This window comes from Amycolatopsis sp. NPDC004625, from assembly GCF_040609695.1.
GTDB lineage: Bacteria > Actinomycetota > Actinomycetes > Mycobacteriales > Pseudonocardiaceae > Amycolatopsis.
The window spans coordinates 68700-88099 of the sequence record NZ_JBEXKX010000038.1; the positions used below are offsets into that span (position 1 = coordinate 68700).

General features: G+C 72.6%; 18 protein-coding genes. 9 read left to right on the plus strand and 9 right to left on the minus strand.

Annotated elements, in window-relative coordinates:
* Positions 1–32 precede the first annotated feature (32 nt).
* Positions 33–467 carry a type II 3-dehydroquinate dehydratase gene (locus ABZW17_RS33875; RefSeq protein ID WP_354823285.1) on the plus strand — a complete coding sequence of 145 codons (435 nt, stop codon included), beginning with the start codon at positions 33–35 and terminating at the stop codon, positions 465–467.
* Here ABZW17_RS33875 and ABZW17_RS33880 read toward each other — a convergent pair.
* The 9 genes from ABZW17_RS33880 to ABZW17_RS33920 all read right to left on the minus strand — a co-directional run bounded on the left by ABZW17_RS33880 (position 422) and on the right by ABZW17_RS33920 (position 12013).
* On the minus strand, positions 422–1354 hold the full coding sequence (locus ABZW17_RS33880) for an ROK family protein (protein ID WP_354823341.1): 933 nt from the start codon (positions 1352–1354) through the stop codon (positions 422–424). The genes ABZW17_RS33875 and ABZW17_RS33880 overlap by 46 nt on opposite strands.
* Positions 1355–1387: 33 nt before the next feature.
* On the minus strand, positions 1388–1684 hold the full coding sequence (locus ABZW17_RS33885) for an O-linked N-acetylglucosamine transferase (RefSeq protein ID WP_354823287.1): 297 nt from the start codon (positions 1682–1684) through the stop codon (positions 1388–1390).
* A gap of 45 nt (positions 1685–1729) precedes the next feature.
* The gene (locus ABZW17_RS33890; RefSeq protein WP_354823343.1) at positions 1730–3733 is read right to left on the minus strand and encodes a carbamoyltransferase C-terminal domain-containing protein; all 2004 of its coding nucleotides are present in this window, start codon (positions 3731–3733) and stop codon (positions 1730–1732) included.
* 146 nt (positions 3734–3879) lie between these two features.
* A complete protein-coding gene (locus tag ABZW17_RS33895) occupies positions 3880–6654 on the minus strand; it encodes an AAA family ATPase (protein WP_354823289.1) in 2775 nt (924 codons plus the stop codon).
* Between the two features lie 1012 nt (positions 6655–7666).
* A complete protein-coding gene (locus tag ABZW17_RS33900; RefSeq protein ID WP_354823291.1) occupies positions 7667–8119 on the minus strand; it encodes a nuclear transport factor 2 family protein in 453 nt (150 codons plus the stop codon).
* Positions 8120–8227: 108 nt separating this feature from the next.
* A complete protein-coding gene (locus ABZW17_RS33905; protein WP_354823293.1) occupies positions 8228–9364 on the minus strand; it encodes an iron-containing alcohol dehydrogenase in 1137 nt (378 codons plus the stop codon).
* A gap of 10 nt (positions 9365–9374) precedes the next feature.
* Positions 9375–10292, minus strand: coding sequence for an NAD(P)-dependent oxidoreductase (locus ABZW17_RS33910; RefSeq protein WP_354823295.1), 918 nt, complete (start codon positions 10290–10292; stop codon positions 9375–9377).
* A 54-nt stretch (positions 10293–10346) separates the two neighbouring features.
* Complete coding sequence (locus ABZW17_RS33915; RefSeq protein ID WP_354823297.1) at positions 10347–11456, minus strand: mandelate racemase/muconate lactonizing enzyme family protein; 1110 nt, start codon at positions 11454–11456, stop codon at positions 10347–10349.
* Positions 11453–12013, minus strand: a complete 561-nt coding sequence (locus tag ABZW17_RS33920) for a formaldehyde-activating enzyme (protein ID WP_354823299.1) — start codon at positions 12011–12013, stop codon at positions 11453–11455. Before ABZW17_RS33920 ends, ABZW17_RS33915 begins: the two co-directional genes overlap by 4 nt.
* Before the next feature lie 130 nt (positions 12014–12143).
* On the opposite strand from ABZW17_RS33920, the gene ABZW17_RS33925 reads away from it, so the two are divergent.
* The 8 genes from ABZW17_RS33925 to epsC all read left to right on the plus strand — a co-directional run bounded on the left by ABZW17_RS33925 (position 12144) and on the right by epsC (position 19391).
* Positions 12144–12959: an IclR family transcriptional regulator gene (locus ABZW17_RS33925; RefSeq protein ID WP_354823301.1), complete on the plus strand. Its 816-nt coding sequence runs from the start codon at positions 12144–12146 to the stop codon at positions 12957–12959.
* A gap of 116 nt (positions 12960–13075) precedes the next feature.
* Positions 13076–14275, plus strand: a complete 1200-nt coding sequence (locus ABZW17_RS33930; RefSeq protein ID WP_354823303.1) for an FAD-dependent oxidoreductase — start codon at positions 13076–13078, stop codon at positions 14273–14275.
* A gap of 10 nt (positions 14276–14285) precedes the next feature.
* On the plus strand, positions 14286–15317 hold the full coding sequence (locus ABZW17_RS33935) for a membrane dipeptidase (protein ID WP_354823305.1): 1032 nt from the start codon (positions 14286–14288) through the stop codon (positions 15315–15317).
* Between the two features lie 4 nt (positions 15318–15321).
* Complete coding sequence (locus ABZW17_RS33940) at positions 15322–16128, plus strand: phytanoyl-CoA dioxygenase family protein (RefSeq protein WP_354823307.1); 807 nt, start codon at positions 15322–15324, stop codon at positions 16126–16128.
* The gene (locus tag ABZW17_RS33945; RefSeq protein WP_354823309.1) at positions 16125–16883 is read left to right on the plus strand and encodes an SDR family oxidoreductase; all 759 of its coding nucleotides are present in this window, start codon (positions 16125–16127) and stop codon (positions 16881–16883) included. Before ABZW17_RS33940 ends, ABZW17_RS33945 begins: the two co-directional genes overlap by 4 nt.
* Before the next feature lie 23 nt (positions 16884–16906).
* Positions 16907–17908, plus strand: coding sequence for a proline racemase family protein (locus ABZW17_RS33950; RefSeq protein WP_354823311.1), 1002 nt, complete (start codon positions 16907–16909; stop codon positions 17906–17908).
* The gene (locus ABZW17_RS33955) at positions 17905–18813 is read left to right on the plus strand and encodes a DMT family transporter (RefSeq protein ID WP_354823313.1); all 909 of its coding nucleotides are present in this window, start codon (positions 17905–17907) and stop codon (positions 18811–18813) included. The genes ABZW17_RS33950 and ABZW17_RS33955 overlap by 4 nt, the downstream gene beginning before the upstream one ends.
* Positions 18810–19391, plus strand: coding sequence for a serine O-acetyltransferase EpsC (gene epsC / locus ABZW17_RS33960; RefSeq protein ID WP_354823315.1), 582 nt, complete (start codon positions 18810–18812; stop codon positions 19389–19391). Before ABZW17_RS33955 ends, epsC begins: the two co-directional genes overlap by 4 nt.
* The last annotated feature ends 9 nt before the right edge of the window (positions 19392–19400 follow it).

Genomic DNA, 19400 nt, shown 5'->3' on the forward strand with positions numbered 1-19400 from the left:
GACCACGAGACGAATTGAGGACGGCGACCACCGTGGACGAATTGCTGCTGCTGAACGGGCCCAATCTCGGCATCCTGGGCCGCCGGGAACCCGAGATCTACGGTTCGGCCACCCTCGACGACATCGAGAAGTCGGTGACCGCCGAGGTCGCCGCACGCGGGTGGCGGGTCACCGCGTTCCAGTCGGACGCCGAAAGCGAGTTGATCGGTGTCCTGCAGGACAGTTACGACACCGTCGGCGCGATCCTCAACCCGGGCGCGCTGATGATCGCCGGCTGGAGCCTGCGCGACGCGCTCGCGAACTACCCCCGCCCGTGGATCGAGGTGCACCTGTCCAACGTCTGGGCCCGCGAACAGTTCCGGCACGAATCGGTCCTGGCTCCCCTCGCCAGCGGGTTCGTCGCCGGGCTCGGCGCGCTCGGTTACCGGCTCGCGGCCCGCGCGCTGCTGGAGATTTCCGCGGCCTGAGCGTCGTGGACCAGCTCCCGCGCCGCGGCCACCGCGCCGTGCAGCGACGACAGTCCACCGAGGACGGCCGGCCGCACCGGCGCCGGCCGGCGCCCCGGGCGCGCCAGCCGGCGCACCTCGGCGGCCACGAGCGTGACGAAAACCGGGACACCGGCGGCGAATCCGCCGCCGATCACGGTCGCGGCCGGCGCACACAGCTCCCCGGCGCTCACCACCGCCGCCGCCAGCGCCCGCGCGCTTTCGGTCACCGCCGTGACCGCCCACGGCTCACCGGTTTCGATCCCGGCACGCAGCTGCGAAGGGGTCACCGGCCCGCCTCGCAACCGCGTCGCCCGGCGCAGGGTCGCCGGTCCGGAGGCGACCGCCTGGACACAGCCGCGGCGACCGCAGTCGCACCGGGCACCGGTTCGGTCCACCACCACGTGCCCGAGCTCGCAGGACGCGCGCCCGGGCCACGAGCGGCCGTCCAGCACGATTCCCCCGCCGATGCCCGTGCCGACGCCGAAGTAGACCAGATCGGCGCAGCCGGCCGCCTTCGCCTCGGCGAGCGCGGCGAGGTCGCCGTCGTCGGCGACGCGCACCGGAACACCGGGGAACAGCGAGCGCAGCGCCGCCCCGAAATCGACCCCGGTCCAGCTCGGCCGCATCGGCCAGGCCAGCACCCGGCCGGCCTCGTCCAGGGTCGCCGGCACCGAGACCCCGACCGCGGCGAGCTGTTCGCGCGGCAGGGTTTTCGCGGCCTCGGTGCCGAGCAGCCGCAGATCCGCGGCGGCATCCGGGCCCGGTTCGGGCCAGGCGAAGGAGAATTCCGCCGCCGCACCGGTTTCCCCGTGCTCGAACCGGAAAGCGACCTTCGTCCCGCCGATGTCGATCCCGAGGCAGCCGATGACGCACCTCCTCCGCCGTGGCCGTGGCCCGGCTCAGTGTTCGGCCAGCGCGAACCTGATCGCCACCGTCGCCGCCCGCAGGGCGTGCACGGCCTCCTGTTCCCGGGGGTCCGCCGCCGCGGCGTCGTCGGCGACCAGTCCCGCCACGCAGTGCGCCGCCTCCAGACAGGCGACACACGCCTCGACCAGCGCATCGGACCGCACGCGGTGCTCACCGAGCTCGGTGAGCAGGCGGTCGAGATCCGCCCGCACCGCGGCCGCGATGGTCTGCGTCCCCGCGTCCCGCGCCCGGACCGGACCGGTGACGGGCTCGTTGAGTGTCCGGTACACGCTGCCTCCCCTGACCCCGGCGACCACCTGGCTCATCGCCGAAGCTCAGGCCGGCGTCAGGTTCAGCAGCCGCTGCTGCCACAGGTCGTACAGTTCGTCGCGGACCGCGGCCGGCTCGCCCCCCGCGGACGCCAGCAACGCACCCAGGGTCGTGCGGCCGTCCACCTTGCGCAGCAGCTCGTACAGCGGCTCCGACACGGTCGCGACCGGGCCGCCGGAGTAGTCCAGGTGGATCTCGCGGGCGACGGTGACCGCGGCGGCCGACCCGTCACCGGACCGTTCGGCCAGGCGCGTCACCGGGCGGAAGGCCGGGACCAGCTCGTCGAGCCCGGTTCGCGCGTCGCTGCGGCGCCGGACGAGGAAGTCCTCGACGACCAGGTAGTCGAGCTCGGTGGTCAGGAACGAGGTCACGACGTCGTCGACGCTCTGCACGATCGGCTCGGCGTGGTTGTTGAACGAGGTGTTGAGCAGGACCGGCGTTCCGGTGAGTTCGCCGAACTTCGTGACCAGGCGGTGGAACCGCGCGTTGGACAGCGGGTCCACCAGCTGCACGCGGGCGGTGCCGTCGACGTGGGTGACCGCGCCCAGCTCCGCGCGGCGCTCCGGCAGCACCGGCACCACGAAGGACATGAATTCGTACGCCGCCACGGTGTCGGGCAGGTCGAAGTAGGACTTCGCGTCTTCGGCGGCGACCACCGGGGCGAACGGCCGGAAGCTCTCGCGCTTCTTCACCATCGCGTTGATCCGGGTCTGGTTCTCCGCGGGCCGCGCGTCGGCGATGATGCTGCGGTTGCCGAGGGCGCGCGGGCCGAACTCCGACCGGCCCTGCGCCCAGCCGAGCACCGCACCGTCCGCGAGCAGGCGGGCCGCGGTTTCCACGATGTCGGCCTGCCGCTCGACCTCCACCACCGCGTCCCAGGCGGCGAGGCGCGCCTCGACCTGCCCCTCGGTGCCCAGGGCCGGCCCGACGCTGGCGTTGCGCAGCCGTTCGCCGGGCGGCCGCCGGTGCCCGAGCTCGGCCATCGCCACGAAGGCCGCCCCTTCGCCCGCACCGGCGTCGTGGGACGCCGGGTGGATGAACACCTCGCGGAACAGGCCGGACTGCAGCAGCACGCCGTTCAGGCTCGAGTTGTGCGCCACGCCGCCGCCGAAGCACAGGCCCGGCAGGCCGGTCGCCGCCGCCCAGTGGCGGAACACGTGCAGCGCAAGGGTTTCCACGGCTTCCTGCAGCCCCGCGGCGAAGTCCTTGTGCTCCTGGGTGAACGGCTCGCCCTTGCGCCGGGGCAGGAACCCGTGCTCCAGGAACAGCGGGCTGACGAGGCTCGGCACGGTCAGGTTGGGGTGCAGGTCGTAGGCCCCGTTGTCCCGCAACGTGTACAGCTGCGCGAAGAGCTTCCGGTAGGTCGCCGGGTCGCCGTAGGGCGCCAGCCCCATGACCTTGTACTCGTCGCCGAAGCCGTAGCCGAGCAGCTGGGTCGCGTTGAGGTAGAGCACCCCGAGGGACTGCATGACCGAGTAGTCCGCCAGCTTGTCCAGCCGGCCGTCGACGCCGTGGTAGACCGTGCCGGAGTTTTCCTCACCACGGCCGTCCAGCACGACCACCAGCGCTTCCCGCATGCCCGAATGCATGTACGTCGACATCGCGTGGGCGTCGTGGTGCGGGGCGTAGACGAGCTTTTCGTCGGGCAGGTCCCAGCCGAACTCTTCGGCGAGCCGCTGCTTGACGAGCTCACGCGAGAAGCGGACCGGCACCCGCTGGTGTTCGGTGTAGAGGTGGTTGAGCACGGCGTCCATGTGGTTCTCGCGGAAGTAGAACCCGACCGCGTCGATGTCGCCGGGTGTCACGCCGGCCGTGTCGAGACACGCCCGGATCGCGTTGACCGGGAACTTGGTCGTCTTCTTGATGCGGTTGAGCCGCTCCTCCTCGACCGCGGCGACCAGTTCGCCGTCCCGGACGAGCGACGCGGAAGCGTCGTGGAAGAAGAACTCCGACATCAACGGCACGAGGTCGGCTCCCCCGGTCGAGAAGTTCCCGTTCAAGCCCAGCACCAACACGTTCGACCACCCACACCTTCGGCAACGGACGACAACCCCCGGGCACCGGCCTGGCCCGTGACCAGTCTTGCGCAGGATTCCCCGCCACTTCCCCTAACTGTCCCCCCTGCATCCCCTGCATTGCCTGCCGGCACGCGGTTTCACGTCGTCCAGAACCCGATTTCGTCGGGTAGTTCTTCGCGCCGCTTGACGCCGAGCTTGCGGAACACCCGGGTGAGGTGCTGCTCGACGGTGCTGGGGGTGACGAAGAGCCGCCCGGCGATCTCCCGGTTGGTGTAGCCGATGGCGGCGAGCGAAGCCACCCGGCTTTCGGTGTCGGTCAGCTGTTTGGCGCCCTCCGGCCGCTTCGCCGCGGCTGCCGGTTCCTCGCCGCCCGCCGGCAGCAGTTCTTCACACAGCGGCTCCGCCTCGCACCGCTTGGCGACGTACCACCCCCGGCGCATCACCCGGCGCGCCTGCTTGTGCTCGCCGGCTTCGTAACACGCGGCGCTCAGGTCGCGCAGCGCCCGGGCCAGCTCGTACTTGTCTCCCCGCTCTTCGAGGATGTCGACCGCCTCGTTGAGCAGCTGCACCCGGCGCCGCGCCGAACTCGTCTCGGCCAGCAGCCGCAGGGAAAGCGCCCGCGACCGGTCCCCGTCCGAACCGGGCCGGGCCAGCTGCTCGGTGATCAGCCGCTTGGCCTGGTCGCGGTTGCCGAGGGAAAGCCACGCCTCGGCCGCGCTGGTCCGCCACGGCACGAGGCCGCTGCCGTCGAGTCCCCACGTGTCGATGAGCTCGCCGCAGAGGAGGAAGTCCGCGAGCGCCGCCTGGCGCCGGTCGGTCGCGAGGGAGAACGTCCCGCGCGCGTGCAGGTAGTGCAGGCCGTAGCGGTTCTTCAGGCCGGCCGCCGGAATCGGCTGGTCGACGTACCTGGCCGCTTCGCCGAACTTCCCCATCCGGGTGTAGGCGACGATCAGGGCGCCGAGCGGCAGTCCCACCGCCGTGCCCCACGACGCCGGCGAAACCTCGGTGAACGCCTGGTCGGCGAGGCTCACCGCGTCCGGCAGGTCGCCCCGGCGCACCGCGATCTCGGCCTTGCAGGCCGAGAACAACGACCGCCACACCGGCAGCCGGGACGGCCCCGCCGCCCCGAGCAGTTCGTCGCACCAGGAGTCCGCGGCGTCGAGCTGTTCGGCGTAGACGAGGGCCAGCACCGCCAGCAGGCCGTCTTCCTCCTGGCCCGTCACCCGGTGGGCGACGTGCAGTTCCCGGAGCACCTCCTCGGCCCGGGGCCGGATCTCCTGGCTCCGGCCCCGGACGAGGACGTCGGCCAGCACGCCCGAAGCCCGGGGCAGGCTGACCGCCCACGCGGCGGCGGCCCCGCGGTCGGCGGGTGGCCGGACCCCGCGTCGCGCGAGCCCGGGGTAGGTGCAGGTGAGCCACTGGTCCACGAGGTAGAGCTCGTCGTCGATGCCCGGCGTGTCCCGCAGCCGCGCGAGGAGGCCCTCGGCCTCGCTCACCCGGCCGCGCCACAACAGCTGCCGCACCACCGAAACCGATTCGGAAACCGCCAGGTCACCGGCACCGGCCGCGTAGATCAGCGCCCCGAGGTGCCGCGCGGCGGTGGCCGGGTCGAGCCGCCATTCGGTCTCGGCGAGCTTGGCTTCGACGGCGGACCGCTCGTGCGGCGCGCTCGAGGACAGCGCCCGCTCCAGCAGCTCGGCCGCGGCGCCGGCGTTCCCGGCGATCGACGCCAGGTCCGCGGCCTCCAGCAGCACGTCCCGGCTCCACGGGGCGTCGACGACGCCGGCGTTCATCAGGTGGCGCCCCACCCTGACCACGGGCGCCCCGGTGGCGTGCAGCAGCTCGGCCGCCCGGCGGTGCAGGTCCGCGCGCAGCCCCGACGGCATCTCGTCGAGCACGCACCGCCGGGCCGCTTCGTGGCGGAAGGAGCCGGAGTGCATCAGTCCCGCCTCGTTGACCGCGCGCAACGCCTGCGTCACGAGGGCCGGCTCGGTGCCGGCGACCCGGGCCAGTTCGGCGTCCGAGACGTCGGTGTCGAGCACGGCCAGGGCGCGTACGGTCGCCAGGAGGATCGGTTCGTTGCGGTACAGGCAGCTCAGGAACGCGCGGCCGTAGCCCTCGTCCCGGACCTCGCCGCATTCGGCGTAGTCGTCGATCAACGCCTGGAGCAGCACCGGGTTTCCGCCGGACACCTTGCCGAAGTCGGTGACGCACCGGTCTTCGAGGTCACCGCCGAACCGCTGCGCCAGGATGTCGGCCAGGACATCGGGCGGCAACGGCTCGACCTCGAGGTGCCCGACTTCCGGGCGGTGCAGCAGCTCCGCCCGCAGCGGCGGGTAGGACGGCCGCAGGGTCAGGTCGTCGCCCACGACCACGGTGATGGCGCTCTGGTCCACCCGGCGGATCAGCTGGGCGAGGCAGATGGCCGAAGCCAGATCGGCGTGCCGCAGGTCGTCGATCACCACCAGGAGCGGCCCTCGGCCGGCGGCCTCGATCAGGCTCGCGCACAACTGGTCGCCGCGGCGGACGATCGCCGCTTCGCCCGTTCCCGGCATTCCGTCGGCTTCCTGCGGCCCCGGGCATCCCGGCGGCAGCAGATCCGCCGGAAACCCGCCCGACCGGAGCACCTGCGCCATCACCCCGAACGGCAGTTCCCGCTCGGCGTGCGCACAACTCGCCGTCAGCACCGAAAAGCCGCGTTCGCCCGCGTTCGCCGCTATCGCCCGCAATACGGTGGTCTTGCCGCAGGCCATCGGGCCGGTGACCAGCAAAGCTCCACCCCGCCCCGCCGAACAGCCGGCCAGCAACCGGTCGACGGCACCCGAATCCACCCCTTCCGCGATCAGGTTCACAAGATCAGGCGCATAGGAAGTCATCCCCACCATCTCCACAGCGAGTGGGCCGAAGTCCACCTCGAAGATCCTCTTGCAATCCACCGTACTCCACGGAACGCACCCGTTTCCACGGAGCAATTCGTCTTTCCGCGCCGGAACAAGTTTCGAAACTCTGACATTCGCCACCGAAATGTCTCGTATCCCCGGATACGCGCACTTCACGCCAATGCTGGAGCAACTCCACCTTCGCCCGACCGCCTGCAGGGCAAGGTGCTCAGATGAGCGCCGCCACCCGCGAAGGGACGACAGGCAGTCGCCTGTAACGCCGGCGAAAGCTTCGTGCAATCGAAGTCACCATTACCACGATCCCTCCCGAAATCCACGGCGACAGCAGGGTCCAGCACTTCTCCGCACCACATCGACCTGAGTGCGAACACACAAAACCCGGACCCTGCGTGCGGCGTTTCGAAAACCACCACAAAGGGCCGGGCGTATTTTGCGGGCTACGAGCTACGAAGTCTCCACGTCGTCGTGAAGAGAAGAGAGGATTCAGTTACTGCGACGCCGAAACCGGCGGTGAATCCTTCACTAGTTGAGCGTCACACGACTCATCCTAACCAGGTGACGCAAGTATTCGCAAGATTCACCCCTCCGAGTCACACCCGGGCGGCGAACCGGCCGCACCGCGACCGGACCACCCGCGGTCGCGCCATCCCACCGGGATCCCGGAAAGGTCCGCCACCCAGGCCGCTTCCCACGAATTCGACAGGATTCGACGCTCACCCATCCCGAAAACCCGGACGGTCACCGGGCCGAGGCGGCGCTGCGGAGCCTTCGTCCGAACGTCGCAGGCGCCGGCCACGACGTCCACCCCGTGACCGTCCCTGCGTGAGACTGCCTGCCGGACAACACTTTCGGCCCAACGGAGCCACACCGGGCCGGCGCCTTCCCGGTCCCGCAACGAGAACCGGCGCCGGCCGGGGGCAAGGGTACAAACGGGCGCATTTCCTGCCCTCCCGCGCCCGTTTCCGCCGCCGCCGGGTTCACACCTTGGTTCAGGACTTCGACGAAGGCTTCGATCAGGGCTCACTCATGCGGGCTCTTCGGGGGGCACCCAGCCGTTGGTCCACGTGATGTGCAGTTCCACCGACGAGAACCGCCAGCCCTGCTCGGTGCGCCGCAGCGTCGCCTCGTACCAGCCGCCGGCCTGCGAATGCTTGTCCGGCTGGGCCGCGTCGAAGATGTGCGTCGCGATGACGTGCCACCGGGCTTGCGCGCCGTCCCCGGCCACCTCGATGCGGTGGGTGCCGACCAGGTGGTGCGACGCCGTCGGCGGGGGCGCGGTGGGCATCGCGGCGATCGCCGCCCGCCCCTCGAACGTGCCGAACGGCAGCTTGAGCGTGGCGTCGTCGGTGAAAGTGCCGGTGTAGGCGGCTTGGTCGTGCGCATCCATGCTGTCGGCGAGGACGCCGATCAACGCGGTGATGGCCCACTGGTCGGCCAGCCACCGGACCTGCTCGGCGGGTTCCGCGGGTACCTCCACCAGACCTCCTCGGGTCGTCCGGGCCCGATCCGGGCCGTCGGATCCGGAGCGTACGGCGTGCCCCCGGGCGCCGGCGCGGTGGCCGATCATCGGCAGATCCGGTCCCCTTCAGTAGACCGAATGCAGCAGATCCACGACATCGGCCTCGGCCGGCAGGCGCGGCGCGTTCTTCGTGACGGCGTCGGCGACGGCGTCGCGGGCGATCCCGGGGATGCCGTCGCGGGTGACGCCGAGTTCCCGCAGCGGCCGCTTGATCCCGATCGCGTCCGCGATCTCCCGGACGGCCTCGATCGCCGCACCGGCGCCGTCTCCGGCCGGTGCCACGTGCAGCGCGCGGGCCGTCGTCTCGTACGCCGCCACCGCGGCCGCCGCGCTGAACGTCATCACCTCCTCCAGGACCGCGGCCAGCGCGACCCCGTGTGGCGTGCCGGTGTGCGCGGTGAGCGCGTGGCCGATGCCGTGGACCAGGCCGAGCCCGGACAGCGTGAGCGCGTGCCCGGCCAGGTGGGCGCCGAGCATGAGCTGCGACCGTGCTTCGAGGTCACCGCCGTCGCGGTAGGCCGTCGGCAGCCAGCGCCCGACCAGCGTGACCGCTTGCGTGGCGTACGCCGCCGAGAACGGGGTGGACCCGCGGGAGGCCAGCGACTCGATGCCGTGGACCAGCGCGTCCCAGCCCGTCGCCGCCGTCACCCGGGCGGGCAGGCCGAGGGTGAGCTCCGGGTCCAGCACCGCGATCCGGGGCCGGACCGAGGAGTGTCCGATGTAGACCTTGCGCCGCGCGCAGACGTCCTCGGTGACGCCGAACCCGTTGGTTTCCGCGCCGGTGCCGGCCGTCGTGGGCACGGCGATCAGCGGCTGGCCGTCCCGCGCCGTCCACAGCCGGTCGGCGTCCGCGGCCGCGGCGCCCGGGTTCCCCGCGAGCAGGGAGATGCCCTTCGCCGCGTCCAGGGCCGAGCCGCCGCCGAGGGCGAGCACCACCGAAGCACCGAAGGCACGCAGCGCGGCAGCGCCACGGTCGAGCTCGGCCGTCGAGGGGTTCGGGCCGACGTCCTCGTGGACCGCGTGCTCGATCCCGGCGGTGGCCAGGATCTTCTCGACCCGGTCGACGATCCCGGTGCCCCGCAGCCCCCGGTCGGTGACCACGAACGCGCGAGTGTGCCCGAGCGACGAGACGAAGCCGGGCAGTTCGGCGACGACGCCGGGACCGTATTCGGTGCGGCCGGCCGGCTCGACGGACAGGCGCATGCGGTCTCCTTCAGCGGGCCGGGACGGTGGGCAGCGGCAGCCGGAACTCCCGGCCGGCCCACGTTTCGTAGAGGCGGATCGGACTCATTTCCCCGGCGAGGTCGCCGTAGGCCGCCTTCGCGCGGCGGAAGATCTGCTCGACGAGCGCGGCCAGCTCGGTCGGCACGCCCACGTCCCGGCCGAGGTCGACGGCCAGGCCGAGGTCCTTGCAGGCCAGCACCATCGCGAACGAGTCGTCGTAGTCGCCGTCGGCCAGCACCGACAGCACGTCCGTCTCGAGGAAGTGCGACGCGGCCGGGCTGGTCAGCAGCGCCGAGCGCAGCACGCCGAGGTCGACACCCGCCTTGACGCCCATGGCCAGCACCTCGGACGCGGCGACCAGGTGGCAGAACCACAGCAGGTTGATCATCAGCTTGACCGTGTAGCCGTGCCCTGCCGCGCCGACGTGCAGGATCTTCTCCGGGTCGCCGAGGACTTCCAGCAGCGGCAGCGCCTCGCGGAAGTCGTCCGCGTCGCCGCCCACGAAGATCTGCAGCGTGCCGGCTTCGGCGCCGCGGGCCATGCCGCTGACCGGCGCGTCGAGCCGCCGGACCCCGCGCGCGTCGAGCACCTCTTCGGCCACGCGCCGCGCAGCCGCGGGCGTGGAGGTGGACATGTCGATCCAGAGCGCGCCCGGCGCCAGTGCTCCGGCCGCTCCGCCGCGCAGGAGGACGTCTTCGACGACCCGCGGGGCCGGGAGCATGGTGATCAGCACGTCCACGCCGTCGGCGCAGGTGGCGGGGCTGTCCACCCACCGGGCACCCAGGCCGAGGTGGTCCAGCGCCGCTTCGGAGCGGATGTCGTGGACGGTGACGTCGTGGCCGGCGAGGATCAGGTGCCGGGCCATGGGACGGCCCATGGTGCCCAGGCCGATGAATCCGATCTTCATGTCAAGCCTCCGGGAGGTCGAGCCAGGGGTCTTGCGCCGGCCGGGCCGGGTGGGTCAGATCCGCCACCGGTCCACCGCCTCCTCGTCGAGTTCGAGGCCGAGCCCGGGCCGCTGCGGGACGTCCAGCTCGCCGCGCGCGGTGATCATCACGGGCTCGGTGAGCATGAAGTCGCGGCGCTCGGGCGTCCACCCGGGCGGGTCCCAGGGGAACTCGAAGAACGGGCCGCCGCCGACGCCGGCCGAGACGTGCAGGTTGGCGAGCACGCCGATGCCGTTGGTCCAGCTGTGCGGGGTGAACGCGCGGTGCTTCAACCGGGCGAGCTCGCCCAGCGTGCGGGCCCGGTGCAGGCCGACCGCGAGCACGACGTCCATCTGGTAGACGTCGAGCACGTCCTCTTCGAGGTAGCGCAGCAGCTCCGGCACCGAGTGGTGCATCTCCCCCGCCGCGATCCGCGTACCGGGGTTCTCCGCGCGAAGCGTCTTGAAGCCGTCCAGGTCGTCGTACGGCAAAGGTTCCTCGACCCAGAACACGTCGAGCTCGGCCAGCCGCCGCACCAGTTTGCGGGTCGTGGCCAGGTCCGGCCCCGGTGCCGTGTCCCCCGCCATCCGCCACGACCGGTTGAGGTCCACCATGATCTCGAAGTCCGGCCCCAGCGCCTCGCGCACGGCGGCCACCGCGGCGACGCCGTCGTCGACCCGGTCGCGGCCGATCCGGATCTTCATGGCGCGGAACCCGGCTTCCCGGGCCCGCAGCGCGGTCTCGACGCGCTCCTCGGGTGGCTTCAGCTCGGCCGAAGAGGCGTACGCGGGCAACGAACGGGCGGAGTTGCCGAACAGCGTCGCCACCGGCAGGCCCGCGACCTGGCCGATGACGTCCCACAACGCGGCTTCCAGTGGCCAGTAGCAGCCGCCGTGGAAGTTGGCGGTCTCGATCGCCTTCACGTGCCGGACGATGTCCAGGGGGTCTTCGCCGAGGAACAGGTGCTCGACCGCCTCGAAACCGGCCATCGTGTCGCCGGAGCCGATGCCGGTGACGCCGTCGTCGGTGTGCACCCGCACGATCGTGGCGTCGAAGTGCCGCCGCGGGTCCGGATCCCACGCCGCGTGCAGCGGCGGGTCCAGGTCCAGCCGCAGGCGGTCGAGGGTGACGGCGGTGATCTTCATCCGAGGGCCTCCAGCTCGGGCGCGGTGCGGGCCAGGACGTCGGGGCCCGGCGCGTAGAACGGGTTGGCCGCCCCGGTGTGCGCGGCGTCCAGCACGACGTCGATCGTCGGCGTGCCCAGCACCGCGGCGCGGATGGCCCGGACGGCCGCGAGCCGCTGGTTGGCGAACGCCCCGTCCAGGTCGTCCACGTCGGGGTCGACCCAGATCGCGGCGATGAGCAGCAGCCCGGGCAGCTCGCCCGCGGGCAGGTCGCCGGCCTCGACGGCGTCGGCCACGCCCTGGGCGAGCCCGGCCTGCGCGGCGCCCCAGGTGGCTCGCCGGTGCCGGTCGGTGCCGGTGGCGGCCTTGGGCACGAACAGCGTCGGCGGCTGCACCGGCACGGACGGGCGCAGGACCGTCACGAAGGGCACGTGGCCGGCGCTCGGCGTGGCCAGCGCGGTCGCCCACGCGGCTTCCACCGGGCCGCCACGGCGGCCCAGCACGATGTTCGTGTGGGCGGCGTTGGCGCCTTCGCCGGCGAAAGCTTCGCCGATGAGCGCGGTGGACGCGAAAGTCATGGGTGCTCCAGGTCGACGAAGGGTGCGGTGCGATCGCACGGTAAGAGCGCGCGGAAACCGCGAGCAAGGCCCGGCCGGACATTGCAACGCGAGTTGCGCTGGCGCCAACTCGTCGGCTTCACTGCCGGACATGGCCCTTCCGGACGACGGTGCCCGGCACCGGGGACACGGCCTCCGCCGCGACCTGGACCTGCTCGAAGCGCTCGCCTCACCCGAGGCACAGCGCGCCGGCGAACTGGGTGTCGTCCGCCTCGCCCAGCTCACCGGCCGCGAGAAGAGCCAGGTCTCGCGGGCCCTCAAAGCCCTGGCCGACGAGGGAATCGTCGAACGCGACCCGGACACCCTCGGCTACCGGCTCGGCTGGCGGCTGTTCTCCCTCGTCGCCCGGACCGTCGAAGACCGGCTCGCCCGCACCGCCGAACCGGTGATGCGGGACCTGTCGGCCGACCTCGAAGAAACCAGCCACCTCTGCGTCCTGCGCGACCAGGACGTGCTGACGCTGCTTTCGGTGTCCGGCCACTCGTTCCGGGCGCACGGCTGGGAAGGCCGCGGGGTCCCGGCCCCCGGCACGTCGGCCGGACGCGTCCTGCTGCTCGACGCCACCCCGGACGAACTCCACGTCCGGTTCCCGGCCCTGGCCGACGGCCGGCCGCGGTCCGAAGTGCACTCCCTGCCCGAGCTGTGGGTGAAGATCCAGCAGGCCCGGCGGGACGGGTACGCCCAGGTCCGCGACGAGTTCGAGCCCGGCCTGGCCGGGGTTTCGGCGCCGATCCGCGACTTCCGCGGCCGGGTCGTCGCCGCGCTGAACATCTCCGCGCCCACCGGACGGCTCGGCGACCGCCTGGACACCGCGGGCCGCGTCACCGCGAAGGCGGCGGCCGAGGTGTCCGCCCACCTCGGCTGGGCGGGCCGCCCCGAACCGCCCTCCGCGGCGCGCCTGACCTGAGCCGCCCGGCCGGGATCGGCTCCGCCCTTGTGCCCCGTTCCGGCCCCAGGAGTCCTTGCCGGTAACCACCTCCTGCCCCCTACGGTCGTGACATCGATCGGCAGGGGGGAGATGTCGTGGGTTCGACACATGCGGACGTCGCCGTCGTGGGCGGGGGGATCATCGGCAGCTGCGCCGCGTTCTACCTCGCCAGGAGCGGGGCGGACGTGCTCGTGCTCGACCCCGCTCCCGGGACGGGTGCGTCGGCGGGCAACGCGGGAATGCTGGTGCCCAGTCAGTCCGTGCCCTTCGCGAACCCGGCCACGGCGGCCGCCTGGCTCAGCACGCTGGCCAGGCGGGACAGTCCGGTCACGGTGCGCCGGCCGCTGTCCCCGAGCCTCGCCCTCTGGATCGCGGGTTCGCTGTTCGAGGCGCGCCCCTGGCGGGCGTCGCGAGCCACCCGGCTGCTGTACCACCTGGCCCGCAAAAGCCTGCAGCTCTACGAAGAACTGGCCGACGCCGAGGGGATCGACCTGCGGCTGCGGTCCACCGGTTCGCTGCGGGTCTTCCGCACCGAGGCCGCCTTCCGGCAGCAGAGCCGGGTGTTGCGCACGCTGGCCGGGTTCGAGGCCGAGTTCGACGTGCTGGGCCCGCGGGCGCTGCGCGACGCCGAGCCGGACCTGCGGCCGGAGCTCGCGGGCGCGATCGGTTTTCCCCACGACCGCAGCCTGGATCCCGCACGGGCGACGCTGGCCATCGCCGACGCCGCCCGCGCGCACGGCGCGAGTTTCCGCGCCGAGACCGTCGTCGGGGCCCGGCGGGCGCACGGCCGGGTCCACGCGGTGGCCACGGACCGCGGCACCGTCACGGCGGCGTGGTTCGTCATCGCCGCCGGCGCGGCCAGCGCGCGGGTCGGGCGGTTCTTCGGTGCGCGGATTCCCGTGCAGCCGGGTTACGGGCTCAGCGTGACCTACCCCGCCGACCGCCCCCTGCTGCGGCATTCGGTGCTGCTGGAGGAGGCGCACATCGTGATCAACTCCGGGTCGCGCTCGGTGCGGCTGACCACCGGCATGGAGTTCGGCGGCCGCCCACGCGACGCCCCGCCCGCCGACGCCGGGCCGCGGCTCGATGCCGCCGCCCGGGCCTTCGTGCCCACGCTGCCGCCCCGCGACACCGCGGGTGCGCCGTGGCGGGGTGGGCGTCCCATGACACCGTCGGGCCTCCCCCGCGTCGGCCGGATCGGCGAGAACGTCATCGCCGCCACCGGCCACGGCACCTTGGGCATGACGCTGGGCCCGGTGACCGGACACCTCGTGAGTTCCCTCGTCACGCGCTGAGGAGCGACCCGTGGACAACCTGCACGAACGAATCGTCGTGGGCGACGCGCACAACGATCTGCTGGCCCTGGTCGCCCTGCGCCCCGCGGACCGCTGGGGCGCGTACTTCCGCGAGCACTGGTACCCGCAGCTGGTCGCGGGCGGGGTGAACGTGCAGGTGCTGCCGATCATGATCGACCACGAGTTCCGGCCGGAGGGCGCGCTGCGGCGCACCCTCCGGATGATCGAGGCCGCGCACCGGATCGCCGAAACCAACGACGACGCCGTCAGCCTGTGCCGTTCGGTTCCCGAAATCGACGACGCGCTCGACGCCGGCCGGATCGCGCTCGTGCTCGCGCTGGAAGGCTGCGCGCAGATCGACGAAGACGTGGCACTGCTGCGGACCGTGAGCAGGCTCGGCGTGCGCATGGTGTCGCTGACCCACTTCGGCCGCACCGCCTTGGCGGACGGGTCGTCCGAGCAGGGCACCGGCAGCAGGCTGACCCGCGCCGGCGTCGCCGCGATCACGGTGCTCGACCAGCTCGGCGTGCTCGTCGACGTGTCCCACCTCAACCCGGCCGGCGTCGCCCACGTCCTGGAGGTCACCGAGCGGCCGGTCATCGCGAGCCATTCCGCGGCCTTCGCCTTGCGCGCGCACCACCGGAACCTGACCGACGACCAGCTCGTGGCGATCGCCGCCACGGGGGGCGTGATCTGCCTGAACCTCTACGCCGGCTACCTGTCCGAGGGGGCCGCGACGATCGACCGGGTCGTCGACCACCTCGTCCACATCGCCCGGACCGCGGGCGAAGACCACGTCGGCATCGGCTCGGACTTCGTCGCGGACCTGTTCGCGGAGACGGTTCCCGGCTGGCAGCGTCCGCTGGTGATCGAAGGGACCGACGGCGAACGGCTCGTCCCGGGACTGGCGGGACCGGCCGGTCTGCCCCTGATCACCGAAGCGATGCTCCGCCGGGGCCTCTCCCGCTCATTCATCGAAAAAGCCATGGGCGGCAACCTGCTCCGCCTGCTCACCGAAACCGCACTCGCCGGAAAGGAATGAACCCATGACCGCGGACGTCAAGCTCTCCCCGGCCCAGGTCGAGGAATACCGGGCACGAGGATTCCTGGTTCAGGAACGGGTTTTCGACGAGGAGGAGATCCGGCTGATCAAGGCCGGCGCGGAGCAGGAGTTCGCCGGCGGCGGCGAACGCGTCACGGTCGAGGCGAACACCGACGTGCCCCGCGGCGTGCACGGCAGTCACCTGCACGCGGACGAGTTCGGCCGGCTCGTCCGCTCGGACCGGCTGCTGCCGATCGCCGAACAACTGCTGCGGGGCCCGGTCTACGTCCACCAGTTCAAGATCAACGCCAAGCGCGCCTTCAAGGGCGAGGTCTGGGAATGGCACCAGGACTACACGTTCTGGCACCACGAGGACGGGATGCCCGCGCCGCGGGCGCTGACCGCCGCCGTCTTCCTCGACGAGGTGACCGAGTTCAACGGGCCGCTGACGTTCGTCCCGGGTGGACACGGCCGTGGCGAAATCGACGCCGAAGCCGACGGCGAAGGCTGGGCCACCACGCTCACCGCGAGCCTCAAGTACTCGATCGACGTCGACACGATGCGGGAACTGATCACGCGCAACGGCCTGGCCGCGCCCAAGGGCCCGCGCGGATCCGTGCTCTGGTTCGACGCCAACATCCCGCACGCGTCGGTGCCGAACATCTCCGCCGTCGACCGCGGCCTGGTGCTGATCACCTACAACAGCGTCGAAAACCGGATCGACCTCGGTCGCAGCACCCGGCCCGACTGGCTGGCCGCCCGCGACTTCACACCCCTGACGCCCCTGCACGCCGCGGCCGCCGAAGCGTGACGGCGCAGCCGCTCGCGAACCGCGTGGCCGTGGTGACCGGCGCCTCCTCCGGCATCGGCGCGGCGGCCGCCCGGGCGCTGTCGGCCGCGGGTGCCCGGGTCGCGTTGCTGGCCCGCACGCCGGCCGCGCTGGCCGGGACCGCGACGACGCTGCCCGGCGAGTCCCTGCAGCTGCCGGCCGACGTGGCCGACGAAACCCGGGTGGCGGCCGCCTTCGATCGCGTGGAGGCGGCCTGGGGCGTACCGGACCTGGTCGTCACCTCGGCGGGGGTTTCGCAGCCGGCGCACTTGGCCGAGCTCACTCCCGAACGGTGGCGGCACACCCTCGACGTCAACCTGTCGGGGACGTTCCACGTCGCCCGCGAGGCCGGCCTCCGGATGCGGCGGGCGGGTGTCACCGGGGACATCGTCACCGTCGGCTCCGAGCTCGCGGTGATCGGGATGCCCGCCTACATTGCTTACTGCGCCTCGAAAGCCGGGGTACTGGGGCTCACCCGCGCCCTCGCGGCCGAGCTCGCGCCCGGCGTCCGGGTGAACGCGATCTGCCCCGGGCCGGTCGAGACCCCGATGCTCGCCGCGGAGTTCGAGGCCGAGGGCGATGCCCGCGCCGCGTACGACGCGACGATCGCCCGGGTGCCGTTGAAGCGGCTGGCGAGCGCCGACGAGGTCGCGGTGGCGGTCCTGTACCTCGTCGCCCCCACCACGTACGCCACCGGCACGGCACTCCACCTCGACGGCGGCACCACCGGCGTTTGAACCCACAGCGAAGGGGGACGGCCATGCGGTCGGACAGGTTCGTGCACACCGTCGAGTCGCACACCGAAGGCATGCCCACGCGGGTGGTGGTCGGCGGAGTCGGAACGCTCCCGGGCGCGACCATGGCCGAGCGTCGCCGGTACGCCGGCGAACACCTCGACGACCTGCGGAACCTCCTGGTGCGCGAACCGCGGGGGCACGCGGCGATGGTCGCGGCGATCCTGCAGCCCCCGACGGTGCCGGACGCCGACGCCGGGGTGCTCTACCTCGAACGGGCCGGCTGGGTGCCGATGTGCGGCCACGGCTCGATCGGGGTCGCCACCGTGCTCGTGGAAACGGGGCTGGTCGAGGTGACCGAACCCACGACGACGGTGCGGCTCGACACCCCGGCCGGCCTCGTCGTGGCCGAGGTCGCCGTCACCGCCGGTGCCGCACGCTCGGTGACGTTCGACGGCGTGCCGTCGTTCGTGCTGGAACTCGATCGGGAGGTAACGGTCGCCGGGATCGGCAGCGTGCGCTGCGACATCGTCTACGGCGGCAACATCTTCGCCGTCGCCGACCTCGCCGACCTCGGTGTTCCGTTCGAACGCGTTGCGCGGCAGCGGATCATCGACACCGGGGTCGCCGTCATGGCCGAGGTCAACGCCACCGGCCGCCCGGTGCACCCCGGTGATCCCGCGATCGCCGGGTGCGACCACGTCTACCTCGCCGCGCCCGGCGGGACGGCGCGGCACTCGCGGCACGCGATGGTCATCGCCCCCGGCGTGCTCGACCGCTCCCCGTGCGGGACCGGGACCGCGGCGCGCCTGGCGCAGCTGCGTGCCCGCGGAAAGCTCGAGATCGGCGCGCAGGTGCGCAACGAGTCGATCATCGGCACCAGCTTCCACGGGAGTGTGGTCGCCGAGCGCCGGATCGGCGGCCACCTCGCGGTGCTCCCCCGGATCACCGGCCGGGCCTGGCTGACCGGGACGGCCCAGTTCCTCCGCGATCCGGCCGACCCGTTCCCGACGGGCTTCGAGCTGTGAAGGCGCGACAGGCCGCCGTGCGCACCCGGTCGATGCTGCGGTTCCTGCTGGTGGCCGTGTTGGGGGGCCTGAGCTTCCCGATGGTCAAGCTGGCCTTGGCGGGGCTGACCCCCGCCCAGCTCGTGTTCGGCCGGCTGGTGCTCGGCGCGGTGGTCCTGCTGGCGATCGCCGGGCTGCGCGGAACCGGCCTGCCGCACTTCGGCCGCGTGTGGGGTCACCTGGTCGTGGCCGCGGCGCTGGGCAACGTCCTGCCGTTCACGCTGTTGTCCTACGGCGAGCGCACCACCGACGCCGCGCTGGCGGGCGTCCTGGTGGGCAGCACCCCGCTGCTCACCCTGGTCCTGGCCGCGGTCGTGGCGCGCACCGAGCCGGCCACCCGGCGCAAGGCGATCGGTCTCGTGCTCGGCTTCCTCGGGCTCGTGGTCGTGCTCGACCCGTGGGGCCGGCCGCTCGGATCCCTGGGCGGCCAGCTCGCCTGCCTCGGGGCCGCCTTGTGCTACGCGGCGTACTTCGCCTACATGCGCCGGTACCTCTGGCCCCTCGGGCTCGCTCCCGTCCCCCTGATCGCCGGTCAGTTGTGCGTGGCCACGCTGCTCCAAGCGCCCGCCGCGCTGTTCTCCGGCGGTGCGCCACCGGAGCTCACGGTGCGGGTCACGATCGGTCTGGTGCTCCTCGGCCTGCTCTGCACCGGGCTGGGCTACGTGCAGTTGTTCCGGCTCATCGGCGAGGTCGGGGCGACCACCGCGTCGGCCGTCAACTACCTCGAGCCGGTCTTCGCCGCCGTGATCAGCACGGCCCTGTTCGGCGAGCCGATCACCTGGCCGATGCTCGCCGGGGGGCTGGTGCTGCTGGCCGGGGTGGCCTACGCCGAAAACCGGATCCGCGTGCCCGGGGAGGTCCGGTGAGCGCGGCCCGCTGGTGGCGGGCCGCCGCCGACGACCTGCGCGTGGTCCTCGAGCGGGATCCGTCGATCGGCTCGCCCTCCGAAGCACTGCTCCACCCCGCGTTGCCCGCGATCTGGGCCTACCGGGTGGCGCACCGGTTGTACCGGCGCGGGCTGCGCCGCACGGCCCGGGTGCTGTCCAACTTCGCGCGGGTGCTGAGCGGCGGCATCGAGATCCACCCCGGTGCGCGGATCGGCCGCGGGTTCTTCATCGACCACGGCGCCGGTGTGGTCATCGGGGAAACCGCGGTGATCGGCGACGACGTCACCCTTTTCCAGCAGGTCACGCTCGGCTCGACCGGCTGGTGGCACGCCGGGGAAGCACGCCGGCACCCGGCGATCGGCGACCGCGTGGTCCTGGGCGCGAACTCGACCGTGCTGGGCCCGATCACCGTCGGCCACGACAGCGTGATCGGCGCTCAGGCCCTGGTCATCCGCGACGTGCCGGCGCGCTCCCGCGTCCTGGGCCCCGTCGCGGCCCTCGGAAGCCGCGACATCCGCCACCCCGAAGCGATCGTCCGCATTTTCCCGACCTGGTGACACGGAGGA

Bases quoted from the DNA above. Each gene is read 5' to 3' on its own strand.
- ABZW17_RS33905 (WP_354823293.1), bottom strand. From the start codon at position 9,364: ATGCGCCTGTCCGTCGAGCCGGCCGGCCGCACCGAATACGGTCCCGGC.
- ABZW17_RS33910 (WP_354823295.1), bottom strand. From the start codon at position 10,292: ATGAAGATCGGATTCATCGGCCTGGGCACCATGGGCCGTCCCATGGCC.
- ABZW17_RS33915 (WP_354823297.1), bottom strand. From the start codon at position 11,456: ATGAAGATCACCGCCGTCACCCTCGACCGCCTGCGGCTGGACCTGGAC.
- ABZW17_RS33920 (WP_354823299.1), bottom strand. From the start codon at position 12,013: ATGACTTTCGCGTCCACCGCGCTCATCGGCGAAGCTTTCGCCGGCGAA.
- ABZW17_RS33925 (WP_354823301.1), top strand. From the start codon at position 12,144: ATGGCCCTTCCGGACGACGGTGCCCGGCACCGGGGACACGGCCTCCGC.
- ABZW17_RS33940 (WP_354823307.1), top strand. From the start codon at position 15,322: ATGACCGCGGACGTCAAGCTCTCCCCGGCCCAGGTCGAGGAATACCGG.
- ABZW17_RS33950 (WP_354823311.1), top strand. From the start codon at position 16,907: ATGCGGTCGGACAGGTTCGTGCACACCGTCGAGTCGCACACCGAAGGC.